The organism is Sphingomonas sp. PAMC 26617, assembly GCF_000242835.1.
Lineage (GTDB): Bacteria > Pseudomonadota > Alphaproteobacteria > Sphingomonadales > Sphingomonadaceae > Sphingomonas.
In genome coordinates, this window is sequence record NZ_JH594425.1 from 4124421 (window position 1) to 4139938 (window position 15518).

Genomic DNA, 15518 nt, shown 5'->3' on the forward strand with positions numbered 1-15518 from the left:
GATGAACCCAGCTTCCTCCGCCGGCCCGATGGTCCTCGGCATCGACGTCTATACCGTGGCGACGCTGCTCGCGGGGGTTGCGGCGTTCATGGTGTTGCTCGCGATCTACGCCGTCACCACCGTGCGCGACCCGATGACCAAGCGCGTCAAGGCACTCAACGACCGGCGCGAACAGCTGAAGGCGGGGATCACCGCCTCGACCAAGCGCCGCGCCAAGCTGGTCACCAAGAACGAGACGACCGACCGCATCAAGAGCGTCCTGTCGAACCTCAAGGTGCTGCAGGACAGCCAGGTCAAGGCCGCGCAGATCAAGCTGATGCAGGCCGGGATCCGCTCGAAGGAATATGCGGTCGCGGTCATTTTCGGCCGGCTGGTGCTGCCGCTGACCTGGGGCGTGCTGGTGCTGTACCTCGTCTATGGCAGCGGCATGTTAGCAAACTGGACGCCGTGGAAGATGTACGCGATCGTCGCGATCAACTTCGTCGTGTCGTACAAGGCTCCCGACCTCTATCTCGACAACAAGATCTCGAAACGCTCCAAGGCGATCCAGAAGGGCCTGCCCGACGCGCTCGACCTGCTCGTCATCTGCGCCGAGGCGGGCCTGACCGTCGACGCCGCGTTCAACCGAGTCGCGCGCGAACTGGGCAAGGCCTACCCCGAGCTCGGCGACGAGTTCACGCTGACCGCGATCGAGCTCGGCTTCCTTGCCGAGCGGCGGCAGGCGTTCGAGAACCTCGCCTCGCGCGTGAAGCTCGATGCGGTCAAGGGTGTGGTCACGACCATGGTGCAGACCGAGAAATACGGGACGCCGCTCGCCTCGGCGTTGCGCGTGCTGTCGGCCGAATTCCGCAATGAACGCATGATGCGCGCGGAGGAAAAGGCCGCGCGGCTGCCCGCGATCATGACGATCCCGCTGATCCTGTTCATCCTGCCAACGCTGTTCATCGTCATTCTCGGCCCGGCGGCCTGTTCGATCGCCGACGCGTTCAAATAGCGGCGCTTGCTCCCGGCGGCGCACGTCGTCAGGATCGTCCGCGAAACTGAACCGGGAGAGGATCCGCGATGCCCTTCACGACGCCAGAACAGTTCGTGCTGCTTGCCGTTGTCCTGCTTGCCGGCTGGCTGATCGGCTATGCGAGCGCGCCCAGCCCGCGCAAGTACAAGCGCCGGCTGCGTGAGCAGGCGGACAGCTACACCACCTATCACGACGATGCCGAGGACCGGCTGCGCGCCGCCAACCAGCGCGCGACCGACCTCGCGCGCGAGGCGGAAGTGCTGCGGCACGACCAGGCCGATGCCGAACGCACGATCGCCGCGTTGCGGGCATCTGCTGCGGCCCGCCCGGCGGCGCTGCCCCCGCACGACGGGATCTGACGGGCTTAAGAAGGCGGGGGCCGCAGGGTCTCGTCAGGAACGCCGGCAACGCGAACTATCCGGCCGGCCCCGGCCTTCACCGGGGTGACGGGAGCAAGCCTCAGTCGCGCTTCGCCAGCGCCGCCTGCGCCGCCGCCAGCCGCGCGATCGGCACGCGGTACGGCGAGGCCGAGACGTAATCGAGCCCGACCTTCTCGCAGAAGGCGATGCTCGCCGGATCGCCGCCATGCTCGCCGCAGATGCCGAGCTTGATGTCCGGCCGCGTCTTGCGCCCGCGTTCCGCCGCCATCGCGATCAATTGCCCCACACCCTCGACGTCGAGGCTGACGAACGGGTCGCGCGCGTAGATGCCCCGCTCGACATAGGTCCCGAGGAACCGCGCCGCATCGTCACGGCTGACGCCCAAGGTGGTCTGCGTCAGATCGTTGGTCCCGAACGAGAAGAATGCGCCGACCTCGGCGATCTCGTCCGCCATCAGGCAGGCGCGCGGGAGCTCGATCATCGTCCCGACGTGATAGTCGAGCGTCGTGCCGGTCTGCTCGAACACGATCTGCGCAGCCTTGTCGACGACCGCCTTCATCAGCTCGAGCTCGCGCCTTGTGCCGACCAGCGGGATCATCACCTCGGGGATCGGCGCCGCGCCCGAGCGCTGCGCGACATCGACCGCCGCCTCGAAGATCGCGCGCGCCTGCATCTCGTAGATTTCGGGATAGGTCACGCCCAGCCGGCAGCCGCGATGCCCGAGCATCGGGTTGAACTCGTGCAACTCCTGCGCGCGCCGCTTGAGCACGTCGACCGCGATCCCCGCCGCCGCCGCCACGTCGGCGAACTCGGATTCCTCGTGCGGCAGGAATTCATGCAGCGGTGGATCGAGCAGCCGGATCGTCACCGGCAACCCCGCCATCACCTCGAACAACTGGACGAAATCGGCGCGTTGCTCCGGCAACAGCTTGTCGAGCGCGGTGCGGCGGCCCGCTTCGTCCTCGGCCAGGATCATCTGGCGGACGTTGGTGATGCGCTCGGCATCGAAGAACATGTGCTCTGTCCGGCACAGGCCGATCCCTTCCGCACCGAACTCGCGCGCGACCTTGGCGTCGAGCGGGGTCTCGGCGTTGGCGCGGACCTTGAGACGGCGGACGCCGTCCGCCCAGACCATCAACGCCGCGAAATCGCCCGACAGTTCGGGCTGCACGGTCGGGACTTCGCCCGCCATCACCTCGCCGGTGGTGCCGTCGATCGTCACCATGTCGCCCGCCTTGATCATGCGCTCGCCGACCCGCATCGTGCCCGCCTTGGCATCGATCGCAATCGACCCCGCGCCCGAGACGCACGGACGCCCCATGCCGCGCGCGACGACTGCCGCGTGGCTGGTCATCCCGCCGCGCGCGGTGAGGATGCCGCGCGCAGCGTGCATTCCGTGAATGTCCTCAGGCGACGTCTCGGTACGGATCAGGATCACCGAATCGCCAGCATTCGAGCGCTTCTCGGCGGTGTCGCTGTCGAACACCGCATGGCCCGAGGCGGCACCCGGCGATGCGGGCAACCCCTTGGTCAGAACGTCGCGCGTCGCCTTGGGGTCGAGCGTCGGGTGGAGTAACTGGTCGAGCGCCATCGGGTCGATCCGCGCGACCGCTTCCTCGCGCGTGATCAGCCCCTCGTTCGCCATGTCGACCGCGATCTTGAGCGCGGCCTTGGCGGTGCGCTTGCCCGAGCGCGTCTGGAGCATCCACAGCTTGCCCTGCTGCACCGTGAACTCGATGTCCTGCATGTCGCGGTAATGCGTCTCGAGCAGGTCGAACACCTTGGCGAGCTCGCCGTACACCGTGGGCATCGCCTCTTCCATCGAAGCGGGCTTGGCACCGGCGGCCTCGCGAGCGGCGACGGTCAGATATTGCGGGGTGCGGATGCCGGCGACGACGTCCTCGCCTTGCGCGTTGATCAGGAACTCGCCGTAATAGGCGCGCGTGCCGATCGAGGGATCGCGGGTGAAGGCGACGCCGGTCGCCGAAGTCTCGCCCATGTTGCCGAACACCATCGCCTGGATGTTGACCGCGGTGCCCCAGCTTGCCGGGATGTCGTTGAGGCGGCGATAGACTTTCGCGCGTTCCGACTGCCACGAACCGAACACCGCGCCGACCGCGCCCCACAATTGGTCATGCACGTCCTGCGGGAAGGGCTTGCCCCATTGCTGCTCGACCAGGCCTTTGTACTCGGCAACGAGCGCCCGCAGGTCGTCCGCGCTGAGATCGGTGTCGAGGAAATAGCCGCGATCTTCCTTTGCGATTTCAAGCGCTTCCTCGAAGGCGCCGTGGTCGAGTTCGAGCACCACGTCCGAATACATCTGGATGAAACGGCGGTAGCTGTCCCACGCGAAACGCGCGTCGCCCGATGTCGCGGCGAGGCCCTCGACGGTCTGGTCGTTGAGCCCGAGGTTGAGCACCGTGTCCATCATCCCCGGCATCGACGCGCGCGCGCCGCTCCGGACCGAGACGAGCAGCGGGTCCGCGGCGTCGCCGAAGACCTTGCCGGTGATGCCCTCGATATGCGCGATCCCGGTCGCGACCTCGTCGCGGAGGCCCTGCGGGAACTGGCCGCCTTCATCGTAATAGACCGCGCAGAAATCGGTCGAGATGGTGAAGCCCGGCGGGACCGGCAGGCCGATCGATGCCATCTCCGCCAGATTCGCGCCCTTGCCCCCCAGCAAATTCCGGTCGCCCTTGCCACCGTCGGATACCCCGCCGCCGAAGCGGTATACGTACTGAGTCATGCGTCTTCCCTCTAACAGGTTGCATTCGCTGGGGAGGCGATTGGAAAGATAGGTCTAACGCGTTCGCATCATCCCTCGATCCGCGAAAAGTCTGCGACATTGTGCACTGCAGCGCGAACGCGTGCGAGCAGCGCGAGACGGGCCGTGCGCTTTTCAGGGACAGGGTCGTTGACGATCACGGTTTCAAAGAACGAATCGATCGGTGCCCGCAAGCTCGCGAGTGCTGCCATCGCGGCTTCGAAGACCTCGCGTTCGATCGCGGCTGTGGCAGCGGGTTCGGCGGAGTCGAGGGCGGTGGCGAGCGCGGTTTCTGCCGGTTCGGACGTGTAGGACAGCGAAACCTTCTCCCTCTCCCCTTCAGGGGAGAGGGTCGGGGAGAGGGGCTGTACTGCGTTATCGAGCGAAACGCGGGCGGATGCGTCCCCCTCTCCCCGGCCCTCTCCCCGGAGGGGAGAGGGAGAAGAAGGAACGCCCTCTTTCTTCAAGATATTCGCGGCGCGTTTGTAGCCTGCGAGGAGGTTGGTGCCATCCTCGGTGCCGATGAACTTCTGCAACGCATGCACCCGCGCGAGCAGGCGAACAAGATCATCCTCCCCACCGAGCGCGAACACCGCGTCGATCAGGTCGTGACGGACGCCGGCTTCGCGTTGCTGCACCTTGAGGCGGTCGGCAAAGAAGTCGACCGTCGCAACAACTGACTTGGCCAATCTCTCTGATACCTTGATCTCGTCCTGCTCGACCTCCTCGGCAGCCGCTTCCAATTCAGCTCTAAAAAATGCCTCAGCCGCTTTGGCATCCGGGTTCAAAAGTCGCCGAAGTTCGTCAAAACGTTGGGACGCGCGACCAACCTGGTTTCGTACACTAGCCATAGGCCACTGCCACGTAGCAGCGGCGACAGCATCGTTCAGCGAAAACCGAATATTGCCCGTAAGCAAGGTCGATATCACGCCCAATGCAGCGCGACGAAGCGCGAAAGGATCTTTGGATCCCGTCGGTTTCTCACCAACGGCGAAAAACGCTGCAATCGTATCCAGCTTGTCCGCCAGCGACACCGCCACCGTCACCGGATCGGTCGGCACGTCATCGCCCTGCCCGACCGGCTTATAGTGATCGCGGATCGCGGCGGCGACGCGGGGGTCTTCGCCTTGGGCGGCGGCGTAATAGCCGCCCATCAGGCCTTGGAGCTCGGGGAATTCGCCGACCATGCCGGTGACGAGATCCGCCTTGCAGAGCTGGGCTGCGCGGTAGGCGAGGTCTGCCAGTTCTGCCTTTAGCCCCTCCCCTTCAGGGGAGGGGTTGGGGTGGGGCAGTTCAGCAGGCATGCCGCTGGAAGAAGGCACGGCCCCACCCCCAACCCCTCCCCTGAAGGGGAGGGGCTTTACGATGCCCTCTTCAACCAGCCATCTTGCCAGTTTCGCTACTCGGGCGACCTTGTCCGCCACCGTGCCAAGCTTTTCGTGGAAGACGATATTGTCGAGCTTCGGCAAGAGCTCGTCGAGCTTTTTGCGGCGTTCCACGATCTTTCGTTCTGCGTCAGCGAAAACGAACTGATCTTCATCCCAGAAGAACTTCGCATCCGACAGTCTTGCCGCGAGCACCTTGCGGTTGCCCTCGACGATCTTCTCGCCGCCATCTACCGCATCGATATTGGCGGTACACACGAACGCATCCGCCAGCGCGCCACCGGCATCCCGGCACACGAAATACTTCTGGTTCACGCGCGCGGTCAGCTGGATCACCTCGGGCGGCACGCTCAGGAACGACGCATCGAAGCGCCCAAGCAAAGGCACCGGCCATTCGGTGAGGCCAGCATTCTCGGTCAACAGCCCCTCGTCCTGGACCAGCTCGAGCCCGGCCTTGCGCGCGGCCATCGTCGCGCCGAGCGCGATGATCTGGCGGCGTTCGGCCTGGTCGACGATCACATAGCAGGCGCGCAGCTTCTCGACGTAATCGTCCGCCGAGCCGATCGTGATAATCCCCGGATGGTGGAAACGATGCCCGACGGTGGCGGCACCGCTGGTGATGCTGGCGATCTCTACGGGCACGATCTCCTCGCCGAACAGCGCGACGATCCCCCGCAACGGGCGGACCCAGCGGAGCGATTCCATCGTGGTCGAGGCCCCGCCCCAGCGCATCGCCTTGGGCCAGGGGAAGGCGCGGATGATTGCGGGGATCGCGTCCGCGAGCACGCCGGTGGTGGCGCGGCCGGGCTTTTCGATCACCGCGAACAGCACGCCGTCCCGCTCGACCAGCTGCTCGCGCGTGAGGCCGGCCTTGCGGAGGAAGCCTTCGAGCGCCTGCGGCGGCGCGCTGGCCTTGGGGCCCTTGGTTTCCTCGGACACCGCGGCGGTCTCGGTCGGGAGCCCGCGGGCGATCAGCGCGAGGCGGCGGGGGGTGGCGTAGGTGACGAGCTCGGTCGCGGCGAGACCGGCTTTCGCCAGTTCGGCGGCGAACAGCTTGGCGAGGTCCTCGCGGGCGCAGTCCTGCATCCGGGCGGGGATTTCTTCCGAGCGGAGTTCGAGGAGGAAATCGGTCATGCGGGCACCGTTGGGAGGGGTTTGAGCAGGAAGGATTTGATCACGCAAAGGCGCAAAGACGCTAAGAGAAAGGAAAAGAAGGTTTGATAGCCTTTGGCAGGCTTGCCCGAGCGAAGCTCAACAAAACCATAGCCGGCGCGCAAAACGGCAGCTGCGAAACGCAAGCTCTTCGCGTCTTTGCGCCTTTGCGTGATCAAACCCTTCTTCTCACACAAAGCCACAAAGCCACAAAAAGAGAACATGCCTGCGGCGCGGATCACGCCGTCCACCCCGGATAGGCTTCCTGCCACGCGGGCGTGTGCTTTTCGATCCACGCCTGGCAGCTGCCCTTCGCGAGATCGCGCACGCGCCCCATATACGCCTGCCGCTCGGCGACCGAGATGACCCCGCGCGCCTGCAACAGATTGAACACGTGGCTCGCCTTGATCGCCTGCTCATAGGCCGGGATCGGCAGCCCCGCAGCGAGGCTGTTCTCGCATTCGGCGACATGCTTGCGGAACGAATCGAACAGGCCGTCGGTGTCGGCCACTTCGAAATTCCAGGTCGACATCTCGACCTCATTCTCGTGGAACACCTCGCCGTAGGTCACGCCCGCGTCGTTGAACGCGAGGTCGTAGACGCTGTCCTTGTCCTGGATGTACATCGCGAGCCGCTCGAGCCCGTAGGTCAGCTCGCCCGCGACCGGCTTCATGTCGAACCCGCCCATCTGTTGGAAATAGGTGAACTGGGTGACTTCCATCCCGTCGCACCAGACTTCCCAGCCAAGACCCCATGCGCCCAGCGTCGGCGACTCCCAGTCGTCCTCGACGAAGCGGATGTCGTGGCGGGTGAAATCGATCCCGATCGCGGCGAGCGACCCAAGGTACAGCTCCTGCAAATCGGCCGGACTCGGCTTCAGGATCACCTGATACTGGTAATAATGCTGCAGCCGGTTGGGGTTCTCGCCATAGCGGCCGTCGGTCGGGCGGCGGCATGGCTGGACGAAGGCGGCGTTCCACGGCTTAGGGCCGAGCGCGCGCAGCGTCGTGGCGGTATGGAAGGTCCCCGCCCCCATTTCCATGTCATAGGGTTGCAGGATCAGGCATCCCCTGTCGCTCCAATAGTCATGGAGCGTCAGGATCATCCGCTGGAAGCTCATCGGGCGATCGGTCATGATGCGGTGGCTTTGGCGCAGTGCCGCAAGGGGGTCAACGCCTCATCGGAGGCTGTTAACGGCTGCGCGTTTAGACGATAGCACGGCGGCCACCGCCGGACACGCATCGGGATCAACGTCATGACCATCACCCGCCCCCTTTTCGCGCTGACCGCGCTGTTGCTCGCTGGTCCCGCCGTGGCGCAGACCGCCACCGCTCCCATTACCCCGCCCGTCGCGATGCCCGCCACCCCGCACGCGGCGACGATCCCCGCCGACCCCGCCTTGTGGGTCGTGAAGGACAAGGACACCACCGTCTATTTGTTCGGGACGGTCCACGCGCTCAAGCCCCATTTGGGATGGTTCGATTCGGCGGTGAAGAAAGCGTTCGATTTGAGCGGCCAGCTGATGCTCGAGATCCCGCTGCCCGATCCGGCCACCGCGCAGCGCGTGATGCTCCCGCTCGCGACCGATACGTCGGGCGTACCGCTGACGCAGAAGCTGCCTGCGGGGGACCGCGCCGCTTATGCCGCGGCGATGACCAGGCTCGGCATTCCGCCCGCCGCGCTCGAAAAGTTCGAGCCGTGGTTCGTCGCGGTGACGCTGTCGCAGCTTGCGCTGCAAAAGGCCGGGTTCAGCGCCGCCAATGGCGCCGAGGCGGAACTCACCGCCGCCGCCGCCGCGCAGCGCAAGCCGGTCGCGGGCCTCGAAACGCTCCAGCAGCAGCTCGGCTATTTCCACAATCTCTCGCAAGGCGACCAGATCGCGTTCCTCGTGTCGAGCGTGCAGGACATCGACAAGTTCGACGGCATGATCAACGCGATGCTCGATCGCTGGAAGGCGGGCGACGCCGAGGGGCTGAGCGCGCTGATGAACGAGGACCTGACCAGCCAGCCCAACCTGTACCGCGTCCTGCTGGTCGAGCGGAACAAGCGTTGGGCGACGTGGATCGCGCAACGGATGAAGAAGCCGGGGACGGTGTTCATCGCGGTCGGCGCGGGGCATCTCGCGGGCAAGGACAGCGTGCAGACGCAACTGGCGAAATACCGGCTCAAAGCCGTGCGCATCCGCTATTGATGCGGTGGCTGCTTGCTCTGGCGCTTGCGCTGCTCGCGGGATGCGACCGCGCGCCACCCGTCGATGCACGACCGGCGCTGTGGCGGGTCTCGGATGGCGACACGACGATCTGGCTGCTCGGGACGATCCATGCGTTGCCACCCGGCGTTCGCTGGGAAACGCCCGAGGTCGCCCGCGCGATCGCCGCGGCGGATACGCTGATCCTCGAGGTCCCGCCCGCGACCGCGGACGCCCATGCGCAGTTCGAGACGATCGCGCGCCGGCCGGGCCTGCCGCCGCTGGCCGCGCGAGTCACACCGGCGGACCGACAGGTGCTCGCGCGCGGCATCGCGGCGGCGGGGCTGACGGAAGCGGACCTGCAGGGGTATAAGACCTGGGGCGCGGCGCTCGTGATCGGCGCGGCGGGCGGGCATAGCAGCGACGCCTCGGCGGATCGCGGGATCGAGCCCGTCCTCACCGCACGGTTTGCGGGCAGGACGATCGGCGCGCTCGAAACGCGCGAGGGGCAGTTGCGCCTGTTCGACCGGCTGCCCGCAGCGGCGCAGAAGGCGCTGCTGCGCGACGCGGCGCGCGACGCGCTTGATCCTGCGCGAGGATATCAGACGCTGCTGGCGGCGTGGGTGAAGGGGGATGCCGCTGCGCTGGCGGCAACGCTCGATTTGGTCCGGGGCGACCCGACGCTGGCGCAACCGCTGATCGCCCAGCGCAACAGACGCTGGGCAAGTGCGATCCTGCGGCGGATGGCGCGGCCGGGGCGCGTGCTGGTGGCGGTCGGCGCGGGGCATCTGGTGGGGCCGGGGTCGGTGATCGACCTGCTGCGCGCGCACGGCGTGCGGGTGGCGCGCGTGGAGTAACGGCACGACGCGGCACCGCCCACCCGCCATCTTGCCTTTTGCCGCGCCTTCCCCTATGCGGTCGCGCTTCGGTCAGGGTCATCCCTGGAGGCTTGGCCGGAACATACCACATCAAGTATTTCGGAGCATTGCAATGAGCGAACAGATGACGCTCGCAGCCGAGACGCGCGAACAGGTTGGCAAGGGAGCCTCCCGTTTGCTTCGTCGTGAAGGCCGCGTCCCCGCCGTAATCTACGGCAACAAGCAGGAACCCCTGTCGATCCACGTCGAGGAAAAGGCGCTGATGCGTCTGCTCAACACGGGTCACTTCATGAATTCGGTCGTCATGCTCGACGCCGGTGGCCAGCAGGTTCGCACCCTGCCCAAGGACGTCACCTTCGACGTCGTCACCGAGCGTCCGGTCCATGTCGACTTCCTGCGGATCGGCGCGCATTCGACCGTCACCGTCGCGGTTCCCGTCGTGTTCGTCGATGAAGACGACGCCCCTGGCATCAAGAAGGACGGCGGCGTGCTCAACGTCACGCGTCACGAGATCGAAGTCGTCTGCGACGCAGCCGAGATCCCCGGCGAGATCACCATCTCGCTCGCAGGCCTCGAAGTCGGCGCATCGATCCACATTTCGGACGTGAAGCTGCCCAAGGGCGTCGAGCCGTCGATCTCGGATCGCGATTTCGCGATCGCCACGATCGTGCCGCCGACGGTCCCGACCGCAGCGGACGAGGAACTGGAAGCAGCGGTTGCCGAAGCGCAGTCGGCTGAAGCCGAAGCCGAAGCTGCTGACGACGCTGCCGAGGACGACAAGTCCGCGGACGACAAGGCCGAATAAGCCTGTCTGCCCCTCCCTGCTTGCGGGGAGATGGCTGGAAATGGGGACAGTCTGCGGCGCGAGCGTCCGGCGGACTGTCCCCTTTTTTTTGAGTTTAGGATGTAGCATCTCCCTGCCCGTTCGTTTCGAGCGCAGTCGAGAAACCTGGCACTACGCGGGGTTGCTCGGCTTGGCGCGAACCGAAGGGGCGAGAGATACAGCGGGCGGACGGAACACGACATGCAACTCTGGGCCGGTCTCGGAAATCCCGGTGCGCAATATGCGCTCAACCGGCACAATGTCGGGTTCATGGCGGTCGACACGATCGCCGAGATGCACGCCTTCGGCAGCGTCAAGAAGGCGTTCCAGGGCTGGACCCAGGACGGCCGGATCGGCAGCGAGAAGATTCTGCTGCTCAAGCCCGCCACCTTCATGAACGAAAGCGGCCGCAGCATTGGCGAGGCGATGCGCTTCTACAAGCTCACCCCCGCCGACGTCACCGTCTTCTACGACGAGCTCGATCTCGACCCGTTCCGCGTCAAGGTGAAGACCGGCGGTGGTGCCGCCGGGCATAACGGCATCCGCTCGACCGCGCAGCATATCGGCGAGGAGTTCCGCCGCGTGCGGATTGGGATTGGACATCCCGGGCACAAGGACAAGGTGTCGCCCTATGTGCTCGGCAATTACGCCAAGGTCGAGATGGACCCCTTGAGCGACGTGCTCGGCGCGATCGCGGCGGAGGCGTCGTGGCTGGCGGCGGGGGATGACCAGCGGTTCATGAGCGACGTGGCGTTGCGGCTGGCGCGGTAGGCTCGCCTCTCCCGCCTCTTGCGTTCGCTCTTCCCCGGCGAAGGCCGGGGTCCAGTAACGAGCGGTTCATGGCGAGGGCAGCGCTCCGATCCGTCGACCTGCGCTGCCGGGCCCCGGCCTTCGCCGGGGAAGCGGACAGGATTTCAGCCGTTCCAGTTAAACCTGCGGCGTGTACCGCTCGAACAGTCGCTCGCGCACCAGTAGCGCAAGCAGCGCCGCATGCTCCTCCGCCGGAACATGCGCGAACCTTGCGCGCAATTCCTGCGCCGAGAAGGCCGGCCGCGTCAGCGCATAGTCCGCCACCGTCCCGAACGTGCCGAGCGCATGCGTTCCGCTCTGTGTGCGCAGGACCATACCCGCGTCGTGCCATTCGATCTGCGCCGGACGCTGCGTGCGCGCATAGCTGTCGAGCGTTAGCCGCTCGGGCAGCGTGAAGGCATAGTCCGACCGCGTCCGCGCGCGTTGCGCGTCGATCACCGCATCACGAATCAACGGGCTGGCGGCGAGCTCCCCGAGCCGCGAAGCCAGCGCCTGCAACTGCGCCGCGAGCGGCCCGCCCGCGTCGCTCCGCGCATCCGCCAGATACGCGCGGAACGCGGGCTCGCGCAGCGCCGCTTCTTCCAGTGCGCGCAGCAGCGCCATCGCGCCGAGCGGCGCCACCGCGAAACTGACGTGCAGCGACGCCCCCGCCTGCGCCAGCGCATCGTGATAGCAGCCGCGCGGCAGATACAGCACGTCGCCCGGTCGCATCCGGACTTCGGCCATCAGGTCCCCCCGCGCCGCGTCGATCTGGCGCTGGACCTCCTCGCCGCCATGCGGTGCGCTGACCGGATTCTCGGCGCGGTTGCGGTAGATCCGCCAGACCTTCTCGCCTTCGCACTGGAGCGCGAATACGTCGTGCAGGTCGTAATGCGTCGCGAACGCCTGCACGCCCTTGAACGAGCAATAGACGTTGGCGTTGGTCAGCGCCGCGAACTCCGTCCCGAGCAGCGTCGTCCAGCGCCGCAGCTCGGGCGCGATCCGCTCGACGTCGTCCGCGACGAGGCTCGCGCCCATGCCGAGGAAGACATCGACCCGCGCCGGGTCCGCGCGGCGCGTGTCGATCGGCGCGGCGGGATCGCCGTCGAGATAGAAGTCCGGCAGGATCGGCCGACTGTTGAGGATCAGCTTGAGGTTGGCCGCGGTCCAATGCCCGCCGGTGCCAAGCAGTTCGGAAAACCGGTCCCAGTTCAGCAGGCCACCCCTGCCCCCGGCAGAACTCGGCAAATGGACCGGCTGCCGGTCCCAATAGTGCGAGCGGAAGGTCTCGACGTCGAGCGGGGCGACGAGATCGGGCAAGGCGACGCGAGAAAAATCCACGCGCGAAGCCTAGGTTGCACCGCATCCCTTGGCAATTGCGGCGCGCTGGAGGATAGGCGACAGCCATGAAAACCTCCCCGGTCCGCAGCCTGTTCGCCACGCCGTTCTACGACGGCAAATTGAAGGACGCGGCGCTGGTGGCCGAACTCGACCGGTCGTGCCGGATGCTCGCGGAGGACGATCGTGCGGGGCGGACCTGGTCCAAGGCGCACGGCTATCGCGGCTACACCTCTTACGCCTCGCTCGACGACCTGCCGATGCGCGACCCCGCGTTCGGCGATCTCGTCAAATTGCTCAACAAGCATGTCGCGAAATTCGCGGAGGCATGCGCGTTCGATCTGCAGGGCGGCAAGCTCAAGCTCGACAGCCTGTGGGTCAATGTGATGAAGCCGGGCGGCACGCATTCGGGGCACGTCCACCCGCACAGCGTGATCTCGGGCACGGTCTATATCGCGGTGCCCGAGGGCGCGGGCGCGCTCAAGCTCGAGGATCCGCGGTTGCCGATGATGATGGCCGCGCCACCGCGTCTGCCCGATGCGCGCGAGGACCAGCGGACGTTCGTTTATGTCGAGCCCGAGGCAGGGAGCGTGTTCCTGTGGGAAAGCTGGCTGCGCCACGAAGTCGCGCCGGGGACGGCAAAGGCCGAGCGGATCAGCATCAGCTTCAATTATCGGTGGTGATGGTTTGGCGGAGCAGCCTTAGCGTCATTCGCGCCCTTTCCCCTCCCCCGTCCTTCCCGGTAACGCCGGAATCCAGCGATACTAGCGGTTCGTAAGGCAAGCTCAGCCAGCCAGTATGGATCCCCGCCGTCGCGGGGATGACGGATGAGGGGATGGGTGGCCGCGTCAGAACGCGTAAGTCATCACCACATCCGCAACCGGATTGCGCGCGGTCCGCTCCGCACTGCCCGCGCCCGGCATGGTCTCGTCCGCATACATGGCGGTCGAGCGACCGACCATCATACCGCCCTCGACCCCGATCTTCATCCGATCGCTGACGAACCGGTCGTATCCGGCGAGCGCGACCGGGGCATAGCCCTCGTAGCCGTCGCGCAGATTGACCGCGCTCGACCCACGCCGGGCAGCCATTCTCGACCCGGCCATCCGCGACGTGGCGCGGTAGCTCATATGGTAGCTGCTGCCGACCGACACGCGCAGGCCGCTGTCGCCGTCGAGGTATGCGTCGCGCGTGCCGGACCCACGCGGGCGAAGCCGCCGTTTGAGCGACGTTCCGAGACTGCCGTCATCGCGCTTCGCGACGCGCAGATCGTAGGGCACTTGCCGGGGCTGATGCCCAAGCGCGGTTTCACGCGCCGGGTCCGTCAGGACGGTGCGCATCGCGCCCGGCCGGACCGGCATGGTGGCCGCTTCCATTGGAGAGCCGATCCCCTCCACGGAGGGTTCCGCCTGCATCGGCAGAACGACCGCCTTGAAACGGGGCGCCGGCGCCGCACCCACTGTGGTCGACGTCAGGGCAAACCCAAGCCCGACATACCAGATCGATGGTCCCCGCATCACGCCATCCCTGTCGAAATTCCACGCCGTCCGCGTCCGGAGGACATGAACTAGCTGATGTAAATCAATCGCATGACCGGAGGGTTGGTTCCGCCACGCGGGCACTTGCGTGCGACATGCTGGCGTTTCCGTCCGCAAGGCCCTATCGCGCAGGCTTCACCTTCAAAACTGCGCTTCAAGGACCATCATGGGATTTCGCTGTGGGATCGTCGGGCTGCCCAATGTCGGCAAGTCCACCCTGTTCAATGCGCTGACGCAGACGGCGGCGGCGCAGGCTGCCAATTACCCGTTCTGCACGATCGAACCCAACGTCGGCAACGTCGGCGTCCCCGACGAACGCCTCGCCAAGCTGGCGGGGGTCGCGGGGTCGGCCAAGATCATCGAGACGCAGCTCGGGTTCGTCGACATCGCCGGGCTGGTGCGCGGCGCGTCGAAGGGCGAAGGCCTTGGCAACCAGTTCCTCGGCAACATCCGCGAGGTCGACGCAATCGTTCACGTGCTGCGTTGCTTCGAGGATGACGACGTCACGCATGTCGAGGGCAAGGTCGACCCGATCGCCGATGCTGAGACGGTCGAGACCGAGCTGATGCTGTCCGATCTGGAGAGCCTGGAGAAGCGCGTCCCCAACCTCGCCAAGAAGGCGACGCAGGGCGACAAGGAAGCCAAGATCGGCGCGGCCGTGCTCGGCCAGACGCTCGAGCTGCTGCGCGAGGGCAAGCCCGCGCGGCTGACCGTGCCGAAGGACGAGGACGAGGCCCGCGTCTTCGCGCAGGCGCAACTGCTCACCGCCAAGCCGGTGCTTTACGTCTGCAACGTCGAGGAAGCGAGCGCCGCCGAGGGCAACAGCCAGTCCGCGCGCGTGTTCGAAAAGGCCAGGGCCGAGGGCGCGCAGGCGGTCGTCGTCTCCGCCGCGATCGAGGCCGAGATCGCGACGATGGACGCCGAGGAACGCGGCGAGTTCCTGTCGGAACTGGGGCTCGCGGAAACCGGCCTCGCCCGCGTCATTCGTGCTGGATACAAGCTGCTCTCGCTGCTGACCTTCTTCACCGTCGGCCCCAAGGAAGCGCGCGCCTGGACGGTCCATGCCGGGGCCAAGGCCCCGCAGGCGGCAGGCGAGATCCACACCGATTTCGAGCGCGGCTTCATCCGTGCCGAGACGATCGCCTATGACGACTATGTCGCGCTGGGTGGCGAAACCGGCGCGCGCGACGCGGGCAAGCTGCGACAGGAAGGCAAGGAATATGTCGTCCACGACGGCGATGTGCTCAATTTCCGCTTCAACGTCTGAT

14 protein-coding genes are annotated in these 15518 nt (G+C 66.3%); 8 read left to right on the plus strand and 6 right to left on the minus strand.

Annotated elements, in window-relative coordinates; all coding sequences use genetic code 11:
- The first annotated feature begins 1 nt into the window (after position 1).
- On the plus strand, positions 2 to 994 hold the full coding sequence (locus RH91_RS18405) for a type II secretion system F family protein (protein WP_010164622.1): 993 nt from the start codon (positions 2 to 4) through the stop codon (positions 992 to 994).
- 68 nt (positions 995 to 1062) lie between these two features.
- A complete protein-coding gene (locus RH91_RS18410; RefSeq protein ID WP_010164623.1) occupies positions 1063 to 1374 on the plus strand; it encodes a hypothetical protein in 312 nt (103 codons plus the stop codon).
- Positions 1375 to 1474: 100 nt separating this feature from the next.
- Here the strand turns inward: RH91_RS18410 and ppdK are convergent, their stop codons facing one another.
- The 4 genes from ppdK to RH91_RS18430 form a co-directional block, all read right to left on the minus strand.
- Positions 1475 to 4141: a pyruvate, phosphate dikinase gene (gene ppdK / locus RH91_RS18415; RefSeq protein WP_010164624.1), complete on the minus strand. Its 2667-nt coding sequence runs from the start codon at positions 4139 to 4141 to the stop codon at positions 1475 to 1477.
- Positions 4142 to 4209: 68 nt separating this feature from the next.
- Positions 4210 to 6678, minus strand: a complete 2469-nt coding sequence (gene glyS / locus RH91_RS18420; protein ID WP_010164625.1) for a glycine--tRNA ligase subunit beta — start codon at positions 6676 to 6678, stop codon at positions 4210 to 4212.
- Positions 6675 to 6947: a hypothetical protein gene (locus RH91_RS18425; RefSeq protein WP_029624059.1), complete on the minus strand. Its 273-nt coding sequence runs from the start codon at positions 6945 to 6947 to the stop codon at positions 6675 to 6677. Before RH91_RS18425 ends, glyS begins: the two co-directional genes overlap by 4 nt.
- Positions 6935 to 7831 carry a glycine--tRNA ligase subunit alpha gene (locus tag RH91_RS18430; protein ID WP_010164628.1) on the minus strand — a complete coding sequence of 299 codons (897 nt, stop codon included), beginning with the start codon at positions 7829 to 7831 and terminating at the stop codon, positions 6935 to 6937. Before RH91_RS18430 ends, RH91_RS18425 begins: the two co-directional genes overlap by 13 nt.
- Positions 7832 to 7951: 120 nt before the next feature.
- Between RH91_RS18430 and RH91_RS18435 the strand changes: the two genes are divergently transcribed.
- The 4 genes from RH91_RS18435 to pth all read left to right on the plus strand — a co-directional run bounded on the left by RH91_RS18435 (position 7952) and on the right by pth (position 11356).
- Complete coding sequence (locus RH91_RS18435) at positions 7952 to 8887, plus strand: TraB/GumN family protein (protein WP_010164630.1); 936 nt, start codon at positions 7952 to 7954, stop codon at positions 8885 to 8887.
- Positions 8887 to 9741 (plus strand): TraB/GumN family protein, encoded by an 855-nt coding sequence (locus tag RH91_RS18440; protein WP_010164632.1) that lies wholly within the window; start codon positions 8887 to 8889, stop codon positions 9739 to 9741. The genes RH91_RS18435 and RH91_RS18440 overlap by 1 nt, the downstream gene beginning before the upstream one ends.
- A gap of 133 nt (positions 9742 to 9874) precedes the next feature.
- The gene (locus RH91_RS18445; protein ID WP_010164634.1) at positions 9875 to 10567 is read left to right on the plus strand and encodes a 50S ribosomal protein L25/general stress protein Ctc; all 693 of its coding nucleotides are present in this window, start codon (positions 9875 to 9877) and stop codon (positions 10565 to 10567) included.
- A 219-nt stretch (positions 10568 to 10786) separates the two neighbouring features.
- On the plus strand, positions 10787 to 11356 hold the full coding sequence (gene pth / locus RH91_RS18450; protein WP_010164636.1) for an aminoacyl-tRNA hydrolase: 570 nt from the start codon (positions 10787 to 10789) through the stop codon (positions 11354 to 11356).
- Positions 11357 to 11512: 156 nt separating this feature from the next.
- On the opposite strand, the gene RH91_RS18455 is transcribed toward pth, so the two are convergent.
- Positions 11513 to 12715: a JmjC domain-containing protein gene (locus tag RH91_RS18455; protein WP_010164637.1), complete on the minus strand. Its 1203-nt coding sequence runs from the start codon at positions 12713 to 12715 to the stop codon at positions 11513 to 11515.
- Between the two features lie 65 nt (positions 12716 to 12780).
- Here RH91_RS18455 and RH91_RS18460 point away from each other — a divergent pair, with 65 nt between their 5' ends.
- Positions 12781 to 13395: a TIGR02466 family protein gene (locus tag RH91_RS18460; RefSeq protein ID WP_010164638.1), complete on the plus strand. Its 615-nt coding sequence runs from the start codon at positions 12781 to 12783 to the stop codon at positions 13393 to 13395.
- A 165-nt stretch (positions 13396 to 13560) separates the two neighbouring features.
- Here the strand turns inward: RH91_RS18460 and RH91_RS18465 are convergent, their stop codons facing one another.
- The gene (locus RH91_RS18465; RefSeq protein ID WP_010164639.1) at positions 13561 to 14229 is read right to left on the minus strand and encodes a hypothetical protein; all 669 of its coding nucleotides are present in this window, start codon (positions 14227 to 14229) and stop codon (positions 13561 to 13563) included.
- A 187-nt stretch (positions 14230 to 14416) separates the two neighbouring features.
- On the opposite strand from RH91_RS18465, the gene ychF reads away from it, so the two are divergent.
- Positions 14417 to 15517, plus strand: coding sequence for a redox-regulated ATPase YchF (ychF, locus tag RH91_RS18470; RefSeq protein ID WP_010164640.1), 1101 nt, complete (start codon positions 14417 to 14419; stop codon positions 15515 to 15517).
- The last annotated feature ends 1 nt before the right edge of the window (position 15518 follow it).